Annotated in this window: 12 protein-coding genes; 1 reads left to right on the top strand and 11 read right to left on the bottom strand. The window is 27.4% G+C overall.

Going from position 1 to position 10,468, the window contains the following annotated elements:
- A partial coding sequence (locus CRV02_RS10620) for an Hpt domain-containing protein (RefSeq protein ID WP_164968993.1) occupies positions 1-201 on the top strand: 201 nt, incomplete at its 5' end.
- Here the strand turns inward: CRV02_RS10620 and CRV02_RS10615 are convergent.
- The 11 genes from CRV02_RS10615 to CRV02_RS10565 all read right to left on the bottom strand — a co-directional run bounded on the left by CRV02_RS10615 (position 194) and on the right by CRV02_RS10565 (position 10,465).
- Positions 194-1,027, bottom strand: a complete 834-nt coding sequence (locus CRV02_RS10615) for a S1 RNA-binding domain-containing protein (protein WP_129090311.1) — start codon at positions 1,025-1,027, stop codon at positions 194-196. The genes CRV02_RS10620 and CRV02_RS10615 overlap by 8 nt on opposite strands.
- The gene (locus CRV02_RS10610; protein WP_129090310.1) at positions 1,024-1,821 is read right to left on the bottom strand and encodes a metal ABC transporter permease; all 798 of its coding nucleotides are present in this window, start codon (positions 1,819-1,821) and stop codon (positions 1,024-1,026) included. Before CRV02_RS10610 ends, CRV02_RS10615 begins: the two co-directional genes overlap by 4 nt.
- A 9-nt stretch (positions 1,822-1,830) precedes the next feature.
- Positions 1,831-2,574 carry a metal ABC transporter ATP-binding protein gene (locus CRV02_RS10605; RefSeq protein WP_129090309.1) on the bottom strand — a complete coding sequence of 248 codons (744 nt, stop codon included), beginning with the start codon at positions 2,572-2,574 and terminating at the stop codon, positions 1,831-1,833.
- Positions 2,575-2,632: 58 nt separating this feature from the next.
- Positions 2,633-3,397, bottom strand: coding sequence for an ElyC/SanA/YdcF family protein (locus CRV02_RS10600; protein ID WP_129090308.1), 765 nt, complete (start codon positions 3,395-3,397; stop codon positions 2,633-2,635).
- Between the two features lie 4 nt (positions 3,398-3,401).
- Positions 3,402-4,199, bottom strand: a complete 798-nt coding sequence (gene amrB, locus CRV02_RS10595; RefSeq protein WP_129090307.1) for an AmmeMemoRadiSam system protein B — start codon at positions 4,197-4,199, stop codon at positions 3,402-3,404.
- Complete coding sequence (amrS, locus tag CRV02_RS10590) at positions 4,189-5,184, bottom strand: AmmeMemoRadiSam system radical SAM enzyme (RefSeq protein ID WP_129090306.1); 996 nt, start codon at positions 5,182-5,184, stop codon at positions 4,189-4,191. Before amrS ends, amrB begins: the two co-directional genes overlap by 11 nt.
- A 1-nt stretch (position 5,185) precedes the next feature.
- Positions 5,186-5,737 carry an AmmeMemoRadiSam system protein A gene (gene amrA, locus CRV02_RS10585; protein ID WP_258239289.1) on the bottom strand — a complete coding sequence of 184 codons (552 nt, stop codon included), beginning with the start codon at positions 5,735-5,737 and terminating at the stop codon, positions 5,186-5,188.
- Positions 5,738-5,769: 32 nt separating this feature from the next.
- A complete protein-coding gene (hemH, locus tag CRV02_RS10580) occupies positions 5,770-6,714 on the bottom strand; it encodes a ferrochelatase (protein ID WP_129090305.1) in 945 nt (314 codons plus the stop codon).
- 17 nt (positions 6,715-6,731) lie between these two features.
- Positions 6,732-7,331, bottom strand: a complete 600-nt coding sequence (locus CRV02_RS10575; protein ID WP_129090304.1) for an ATP-binding cassette domain-containing protein — start codon at positions 7,329-7,331, stop codon at positions 6,732-6,734.
- A 55-nt stretch (positions 7,332-7,386) separates the two neighbouring features.
- Positions 7,387-7,968: a hypothetical protein gene (locus tag CRV02_RS10570; protein WP_129090303.1), complete on the bottom strand. Its 582-nt coding sequence runs from the start codon at positions 7,966-7,968 to the stop codon at positions 7,387-7,389.
- A gap of 70 nt (positions 7,969-8,038) precedes the next feature.
- Positions 8,039-10,465, bottom strand: coding sequence for a response regulator (locus CRV02_RS10565; protein ID WP_129090302.1), 2,427 nt, complete (start codon positions 10,463-10,465; stop codon positions 8,039-8,041).
- Positions 10,466-10,468: the final 3 nt, after the last annotated feature.

The raw sequence follows: 10,468 nt of genomic DNA, 5'->3' as shown, positions 1-10,468 counted from the left end.
GAAGAGTTAGAGAGTTTAATTGAAAATCAAGAGAAAGAAGCAATAGCCCAAAAGGCTCATTACATCAAAAACTCTTGTTTAAATGTCGCTTTAGATGATATCTGTCAATTGTTGCAAAAATTGGAAAGTGAGAAGGTTTCTATAGAAGAGTGTGTAGATTTATATAAGCAGATAAATCAAAAGATAAAAGCTATTATATAGCTTTTATCGAAGTTTCACTAAGAAGAATTTTTTTATCTTCAAGTAGTTTTGTTAGTGAGGCTTTGAAAGCTTTTTTACTCATTTCAAAAGTATCTTTTATATCTTCTGCATCACTTTTGTATGTAAAGCTTAATTTTCCACCGTTTTCTTTTAGTATATTTAAAACTCTTTGTGGATTATCTTCACTTTTTTTAGCTCCAATTTTTTGTAGTGAAATATCAAGCTTGTCATCTTCTCTAACAAATTTAACATAAGCTCTTTTCTTATCTCCAACTTGAATATTTTCAAAAATCTCATTGTGATAAATTAGTCCTGGATATTTGTTATTTACAATAACTTTAAATCCTAAAGGTGTTTTGATATATGGAATAATCTCTACTTCATCATTTTGTTTAAAATCGTAATCAAGCTTTTCTAATTCAAATTTTTCACTTCCAATAAGCCTATGAGTTTTTTCATCTTCAATAATTTGAACTACTTTTTTATCTCCTACATTAAATGTAGACCTTTGCTTATTTTTAGGAACTAATAAGTCTTTTGGTAGTCCTATATCCAAAAAGGCTCCAAACTTTGCAATATCAACTATTTCAAGACTTACAAAATCACCTTTATATCCATAAGGAGTTAAGGTTGTAGCAACAAGTCTATCCTCACTATCTGTATAGATAAATACATCTAAGTTAGAGTCTATTTGCATCTCTTTAGTTATATAAGCATTTGGAAGTAGTACTTCTTCATCATTTAAGGCTTTTAAGTAAAGTCCTGGTTCACTAACTCTTGATACTTTAAGGTTGTTTATTTCACCTAAGTTTATTTCTTTATTCATTTTTTTCCTAATAGTTTAACCAATAAAAGTGTAATTACACCAACAATAATGATACTTGCTCCAGAACTAATGTCATATAGATATGAAATAAATAATCCACTTATTGTAAAAAATGTTGCGAATAGTGAACTTATAATCATCATTGAAGAGAGTTTCTTGGCAAAAAACTCCGCTATAAAAGTAGGAATAGTTAGTAATGCAATTACTAGAATTAAACCTACAACCTTAATTGCTGCAACAACACTTAATGCAGCAAGAATTAGTATTAATGTATAGAAAAACTTAACAGAAATACCTCTTAAACTTGCAAATTCACTATCATAAGAGATTGCAAGTATTTGTTTATAAAATAGCGATATTGATACTATTATAAAAGAGTTTAAAATTAATAAGTAATAAACATCTTCTTGTGAAACAGCAATAATAGAACCAAATAAATAAGACATTAAATCTACATTGTAGCCAGGGGTTATATCTATTAAAATAATCCCTATAGCCATACCTAATGCCCACATTATACCGATAATAGAATCAACTCTGTGTCTATTTCTTAATGTAATAGCTGCAATTATTACAGCTGTTAAAATTGCAAATACAGTAGCCCCAAATAAAATAGGCAGACCTAAATATACTGCAAGACCTATTCCTCCATAGGCACTATGGGCAATTCCTCCTGCTAAAAAAGTGATTCTATTAACAATAATTAAAGAACCAATAATCCCTGCTGCAATAGAAACAAGAATCCCTGCAATTATTGCATTTTGCATAAAATCATATTGTAAAACTTCTAACATTTTCTCTCTTTATACATGTGTTGAGTTACAACAAACTTGTTTTTTACCAAGGGCAGAAAGTAGTTCTACTTCACATAAGTGTTCATGGTCATCGTATTTTTCTTCTATATTTTTTAGATGATGATAGACTAAGTTTTTATTTATGTGTGCAACATTTTTTGCATAGTTTAATAGTACAGAAATATCATGACTTACAACTACAATTGCAATAGATTTGTTCAACTCTTTCAATAAATCATAAACTTCTTTTTGTCCCTTAACATCAATACTTGCTGTGGGTTCATCTAGAAGCATTAGTTTTGGGTCAGAGCAAAGAGCACGTGCGATAAAAACTCTTTGTCTTTGTCCTCCACTTAAATCACCAATCTTACTATTTGCAAATTTATCCATACTAACTTGTTTTAATGAGTGCATTGCACAAGCAATATCCTCTTTTGAGTATCCAAATAGCTTTTTCTTTTTTGGAGTATGTCCCATAAGTACTACTTCTAAAGCAGTAATTGGAAAATCAATATTTAAATTTGTATTTTGAGGAACATATCCTATTTGGTTTTTATCCAAAAAGTTTTTGATTTGACCATTTTTAGGTTCTAAAAGATTTAGGATAAGTTTTAATAGTGTCGACTTTCCTCCTCCATTTGGACCAATAATAGCAAGAAAATCGTCTTTTAAAATATCTAAATTAATATCTTCTAGTATAGTTTGTTTATCATATGAAAAATAGATATTTTTTAATTCAATAATTTTATTCATTTATATTTGTATTACCCCTTATTAAGGGCGCAATTATACAACATTAAGTAAAGAAAAGTCAATCAGTAAGAAATTTAGTTTTTTCTGTTATTGTATGCCAAATAATTCCAAGATATTCATGCATTGCAGATTCAGTTTTTCTAAGATTTGAAGCTTTTGGTACACTTAAGTATGAACCATCATTTTTTGATAAGTAATCAGTAGGTGCAGCAATTGGATTTAGCCAGTTTGCTTCAAATATTTTCATAGCCCTTGGCATATGAGCAGCTGAAGTAACAAGAATAAAAGGCTCTTTTTCTAAAGTCTTTTTTGTATAGTTAGACTCCTCTTTTGTATCTTTTGCTTCTTCATGTAAAATAATATTTTCTTCATTTAGTCCAAATTTAAGTGCAACATTTTTCATCATTTGTGCATTTGATAGTTTTTGATCATCCCCATATCCAGAAAGGATAAGTTTAGCATTATCAAGTTCTTTGTAGATTCTTATTCCTTCAGAAAGTCTCATTAAAGCTGTTCTTGAAAGTTGTGAAACATCAGAAAGTTTTTCATTATTTATATGACCTGAACCTAAAACTAAAACATAGTTAATTGATTTATCAACTTTTAAATATGAAGGGTATTTGTTTTCTAATGGTTGAATCATTGCATTTGAAAAGGGTGAATAAGCAATAAGTGCTGTCCATAAAAAAGCAATAATTATAAAAAAGTTTGCTCTATTTTGTTTTTGGATTAATAAATAAAATAGTCCAATAATAAATAAGGTAAGACCAATAGATAAAGGCATCAAAAAAGCAGAAATCAGTTTCTTCAGTGTAAATAACATTATTTTAGGTTTTTTCTCCAATTAAAAATGAAGTATATCCAACAACACTTTTATCATCTTTGCTCACGTCATAACTTGTACAATAGTGTAAATGCTTAGTAATAAAACTATTTTTTATAGCACTATTGATAATTGCCTTTACTCCTGTTTTTCCACAGGCTTTACAAGGTTTGTCTAGTAGTGACAAGTCTTTATTTATTATACCATTTAGGCAAATATTGTCAAGACGTTTTGCTGTTTCCAAGTCATAAAAATGACTTAAATCTGTACTTATTACTATTAAGTTATTTTTATCTTTTATTAACTCATCAATTAAGAGTGATAACTCTTTAAAATCAAGCTCTCCATATACTATCTCTATAATTTTAGAATTAGGGAAATAGTTTTTTATAAATGGAGTTTGAGTTTCAGTTGAGTGTTCAAAATGTGCATTTTCATCAAAACATAAAAAGTCAAACTCTGCTCTAAGTTTATTTACTAGCTCAGTATTGATATTAATGTTTCCTAAAGGAGTTTCATATTCACTATAAGATGCAATTGAAGCACCTTTTAAATAGTGTTTATGTGAAGGACCTATTACAATGATATTATCAAACTGTTTACGTGAGGCAATATTGTAAGCTAAGTTTGCAGTAAAACCACTATAGATATATCCTGCATGGGGAACTATTAAAGCCTTAATATCCATTTCAAGTTCATTTTCAAGTGTAAAATTTGAGTTAAAATGTTCAATGTATCTTTTTATTTCTTCTTTAGTATCTGGATAAAAACTTCCACTTACAACTGTTTTTCTAATATCCATCAAAGACTCCTTCAAGTTTTTTCTTACATCTTGGACATGCCCCATTTTTTAGATTATATTGTTTTACATCAAAAAACTCTCTTGATATAAGAAGTTCATTACAGTTTGAACAATATGTATTATTTTCATATCCTACATTTCCAATATATACATACTTTAATCCATACTCTTTTGCTATTTCATAGGCTTCTTTTAGTTTTTCAAAGGAAGTTCTAGGAAGATTTGTTTCTTTATAATCAGGATGAAAAGCAGAAATATGCCAAACTGTATTTTCACCAAGATTGTTTTTTATAAACTTTACAATATTTGTTATCTCTTCTTTCGAGTCATTTTTTGTAGGGACTAGTAAAGTTGTAATTTCAGTATGAATACCATTTGTTTTAAGATGAATTAGATTTTCTAAAACTTGATTTAAATTTCCACCTAGACTTTTTTTGTAATAACTTTCATTAAAAGATTTTAAATCTACATTTATTGCATCAATAATACCTTTCATATCATCAATCACTTCTTTGCTTTCAAAACCATTACTAACAAATACTGATTTTATACCATATTTTTTTGCTTCAAGGGCAATGTCTTTTGCAAAGGGATAAAAGATAGTTGGTTCATTATAAGTATATGAAATTGATTCACATCCTCTTTGTTTTGCAATAGTCACTACATCTTTTGGTGAAATATAGTTTGATTTATCTATCTTCTTTTCTTGTGAGATTCCATGATTTTGACAGAAATTACAATGAAAGTTACATCCTACAGTTCCTAAAGATAAGGATTTTGATTTTGGTAAAAAGTGATATAGAGGTTTTTTTTCTATAGGGTCAATATTAAAAGCACTAATATGACCATAAACTAAACACTCAATTTTATCATTGAGATGTTTGTTAACTCCACAAACACCTATTTGTCCATCTTTTAAATCACAATAATAAGAGCAAAGTAAACATTTTAGCTTACCATTTTTTGAACTCTCATAATAATTCATATTAAGACTTCTTTATTTTTTCAACTTCGTAGGTTTGAATTTTTGGGTAGCCTGGCAGATTATTTGGGTCAAGACCTGCTTTTTTACAAAGGTTAGAAATAAAAGCTTCAAAAGTAGGAAGTTGTTCCCAAACCTGTGGAAGAAAAGTTGCTCTTTTCCCATCTAATTCTAAAATAACACCATGTTTATTTGGAATAAGTTTTTGTTTTAAATCTTCTAGGTTCTTGTATTCTAAAACTTGTGCAGGAGTTAAGATAGAAATCTCTATCTCAATATCTTGAAACTCTTCAGGTGATAATCTATTAAATCTAAAATCACTAAAAGCTGCAGCCCTTGCATTATGTATAATATCTTCAAAAAGTGTTCTATGGGCTACTAAACTGCCCATACAACCTCGTAGATTATTGTTTAGGTTTAGTGTAACAAAGGTAGCTCTTTGTTCATTAAGAATAGAAAATGTATCTTTTAAAGAGTTGTCAATTGAAATTGTATTATCAAACTCGTAGTTAATAGCATCGTGTGCTAGTTTTAAAAGAACACCTTCTATTTTCATTTATACCCTTAGTCTTTTTTATTCTTAAAATATTAATTGAGTTTTGTGATATCTTTTATTGCTTCAATGAAAATATCATCATCATTTACACATTTACAAACTCTATAATCAGCTATTCCTATTTCATCTGCTTCTTCTTTGTATTCAATACTTAATTCAAAGTCTGTTTCAGAGTTATCAACAATAAAGGCAATAGGGTAGATTAGTACATTATCATCTTTGTATTTTTTTAGTTCATCATCTAAAGCAGGTTCTAACCATTTCATTGGTCCAACTTTTGATTGATAAGCTAAAGAGATAGATTTAAATCTGATACCTTTTTGCTCTAATTTTTTTGATAGTATTTCTACATGGTCATTTACTTGTTTCTCATATGGGTCACCTGCATCAACTATTTTTTGAGGTAAACCATGAGCTGAGAAAATTAAGTTAAAATCTTCACTTCTAGCATTTGATACTTCTTTTGTAATAGAGTTTATAATTGCATCATTATAAATATCATTTTCATAAAATGGTTCTATAACTGTAAGATTAAACTCATTTTTTGCTACTTCTTCAAAATCTTCTAATGAAGACTTTGTTGTAGTAGTTGAGTATTGAGGATATAAGGGTAGTAATACTACATCTTTAATACCTTTTTCTTTTAATTGTTTTATACACTCACTTGCAAAAGGAGGTGTATATCTCATAACTTGGAAAGTTTCTACTTCTTGCAATTGTTTATTTAACTTATCAACAAGTTGTTCAGTCAAAGGGTTTAATGGTGAATATCCACCGATTTCTTCATAGTTTTCCCATGCTGAGTTTAATCTTGTTGTAACAATAAACTTTGCAATAAATGACCTAAGTAAATTGCTTTTTACAGTTAAAATATTTTTGTCATTGAACATATTTGTTAAAAACATTTTTAATTCGTTTTTATTTCTTGCCCCACCCATATTTAAAAGTACTAGTGCTTTTGTAGGAGTTTTGTTCATTTGTTTTAATCCTTTTGTTATTCGTTTAAATTAATAATTTTATCGCTGCTCCAGTTGGCAAGACTGTTATCGTGAGTAATTAGAAGCATACCACATTTATCTAAATTTTTTATTAATAATTTCATTACTTCAATAGCAACTATATTGTCTAAAGCTGAGGTAGGTTCATCTACTAATAATAAATCAGGTTCCATAAGGAGTGCCCTTAAAATAGAACATCTTTGAAGTTGTCCCCCACTTAGTTCGTGAGGTTTTTTATCGATTAATTCTATAGATAAGTCTAGTTTTTCTAAAAGAGTTTGTAATTTTTTTTCTAAATTTTTTGAAGTCTCAATTACATCTTTTATTTGATCAATAATTTTAAATGATGGATGAAAAGAGCTGTAGGGGTCTTGGTAAATACAAGATACTTTTTTTGAAGTTATAGTTCCTTTTATAGGTTTTAAGTTTTTTGATATAAGTTCAAATAGAGTACTTTTACCACTTCCACTTGTTCCTACAATTGATATTAATTCATTGTTTTTAACTTCTAGATTAAAGTCTTTATATATAAGATTATCCTTTGAATACCCAAAAGATAAATTTTTTATAGTTAATACAGCTTCTTGACTATTCATTCTCTATCCTATTTTTAGAAGATAACTATATAAAAAAAATCATTAAGATTTATTTTTATTGAATAACAATTTGGTTTTTATGAGTTACTTGAAAAGGAATTTCATGTTGATTTAAAAGGTCTGTTACAAAGACTAAAGCTGAGGTTGGAATATTATCAGATAAAAAAGAGTCTCTATCTTTACAATACTCGAACTTTAAATAGGGATATTCAAGTTGTACTCTTTTTTTTATTTTTTCTAAATTAAACTCTTTTGTAGATAAAAACTCATTTTCACAAGTAAATTTTCTACTTATGATTTTTGTTAATTGATTTTGAGATAAAGGTTTTATTATGATATTTTTTTTAAATTTATTTTTGCAGAGTTCGCAGTTTTTTTCTAAGGGACAATCATCTTTATCACTTAAAAGAAATATTTTTTGTAAAGGGTTTTTTTCTATAATTTTGTCTAAAAGTTTTTTCCCTATATCATCATTATAGTCTATAAATATTTTGTCATAGTAGTGATTATCAAAAAAATAAAGAATATCTTTATAGTTAGATGCCTTGTCAACTATAATTTCAATAGGGTAAAGATCAATCATATTACAAAACTTTTCTAAGTTCTGTTTACTATTATCATAAATTAGAATTCTCATAGGGTATTGTACTAAAAGAGTGTCTCAAAAGTGTCTCAATTTGAGATAAAATATATAAAAAAGATATTTTTTATATATATTTTTTTATAGTATCATAAAGTTTTTGAATTTGAATTGGTTTTTTTAAGTGATCATTCATTCCACTTTCATATGATTTTCTAATATCTTCATCTTGACTGTTTGCCGTAAGTGCAATTATAGGAATCTTTTTATTTCTCTTTCTAATAATTTGAGTTGTTTCATAACCATCTAAATCAGGCATTTGAATATCCATAAGAATTAAATTGATAGAAGTAGGTTTTCTTACTAATTTTATTGCACTTTTCCCTGTAGAAGCAATTTCAAGATTTACATTTGTACCTTTTAGGATACCTGCAATAATTTGCTGATTTAGTTTATTGTCTTCAACAAGTAGAATTGTTTTATTTGAGAAATCTGGTTTTACACTTTTTGCTATCTTGTCCTCTTCCCTTGAACAAGCTTTTAATTCTAATTCTACAAAGAAAGTAGTACCTTCAGATTTTTTTGATTTTAGCCAAATTTTTCCATTCATTAGGTGAACTAAATCTTTAGAGATGGCAAGACCTAAACCTGTACCTTCATATTTTTTTGAAGTACTTAAATCTCCTTGTGAAAAGGATTCAAATATCTTTTTTTCTTCATATTTATTAAGTCCAATACCACTATCTTCTATTTCAATATAGATAATACTATTTTCCTTTTGCTCAATTTTTAACCTAATAAAACCTTCTTTTGTAAACTTTACTGCATTGTGTAAAATATTTGTAAAGATTTGTGATACTCTTAACTTATCTCCATAATAGTAGTCACTTAAGTTTTCATCATACTCTAAAATAAATTCTAAATTTTTTTCTTCTAGGTCAATATCAATGTAGTCAATACAATCACTAATTACTTCTCTTAATCTAAAAGGAGCACTATGAAACTCTATTTTTCCCGCTTCAATTTTAGAAAAGTCTAGAATATCATTGATAATTCGAAGTAAAGAGTTTGCACCTTTATCTATTTTTTCTATATATTCTCTTTGTTCTTTTTTTAAATCAGTTTCTAAAACTAGATGACTCATTCCTATTATAGAGTTCATAGGTGTCCTAATCTCGTGACTCATATTTGCTAAAAATTTGGCTTTTGCTTTTGTTGCTTCATAAGCTTTATTTCTCTCTTTTTGTAGCTGTCTATTTAAAAGAGTTAGTTTTCTATTCCAATATAAAGTTATTATAATAATAAATAAAGAGACGAGTGATAATTGCCAAACTAAAGTATAGTCTGTTTTTATCTGGTAAGTTGTTTTAACCCACTTATTAAGGATTTCTTCTTTTGTTTCTTTTGAGATGATTGTTAGCGCTTTCTCAAATATACTATTTAAAAGAGGAAAATCTTTTCTAGTAGCAAGAGCAAGGTTCATCTCTCCATTTAGTTTACCTGATACAGCAACAGAACCTATGAAGTTTTTTTGAATAATATGATTGATAACAACAGAGTTATCAATAAAACCAAAGACTTCTTCTGTTTCAACTTTAATCAATCCTTCTTCAACAGTATCAACTTTAATAATATCTACATTTGGATACTTTTTTTTAAGCATTTCAAATAAGTAGTGTCCTTTTAAAACAGCAAAACTTCTATTTTTAACCTGAGTAATATTATCGAAGAAAGGGACATTTACCTTTGTAGCAACAACAATATTTGATCTAATATATGGAGTTGTAAAGTTTAAAAATTCTTTTCTTTCTTCTAAAGGAAATGCAAGAGGTAAGATATCACACCTTTTATCTTTTACTTTCTTTAATGATTCTTCCCAAGAATTTGTATGTACTAGTTTTGTTTCAATACTAAGTTGTCTTGTCATAATATCTAAAATATTTGCAGCAATACCTATATATTTGCCATCTTCAATTCTTTCAAAAGGTGCCCAATTAGGAGCAACACATATTTTAAAACTATTATTTCTTTCTAAAAACTCTATTTCACTTTTTGAAAATGCAATTACTTGTTTAAAATAAGAACTATCTTTAAAGTATATTGTTAATTCACCTAAGTTGTTATAGGTATACTCTTTTTTTTCGATAATATCTTTTTTAATATAATCAAAAAGTTTATATTTTTTTGGAAGTTTATTCGTAAAAACTATTTCATTATTGTCATCTCTATAAGCAGATATGAGATTTTCATTTAAATAAATGTCTTTTATTACTATTGCTTCTATAAAACTGTTTTGAAAGTCTAATTCAATCTTATCTTTTAAACCATCTATGGCAAAGTTTGAAAGGTAAATTACACTTGATTTTGCAATTATGTTTGCAGTCTTGTCTATATTTTGTGTAGTATTTATTCTTGTTTCATAATCTTCTATAGATTGTTCATTTGTTTCTAAGAAGTATTTCTTTAAAGCAAAATCTACAAATAAGTAAATCAGTATTAACAGTAGGGCAGGGATAAAAGTATAAGAAAACCTTTTTAAACTTCTTCTATTCACAAT

The sequence above is a fragment of the Arcobacter sp. CECT 8989 genome, assembly GCF_004116715.1.
GTDB lineage: Bacteria > Campylobacterota > Campylobacteria > Campylobacterales > Arcobacteraceae > Halarcobacter.
The sequence above is the reverse complement of the archived record's forward strand: the minus strand, read 5'-3'. Positions and strand labels throughout refer to the sequence as shown.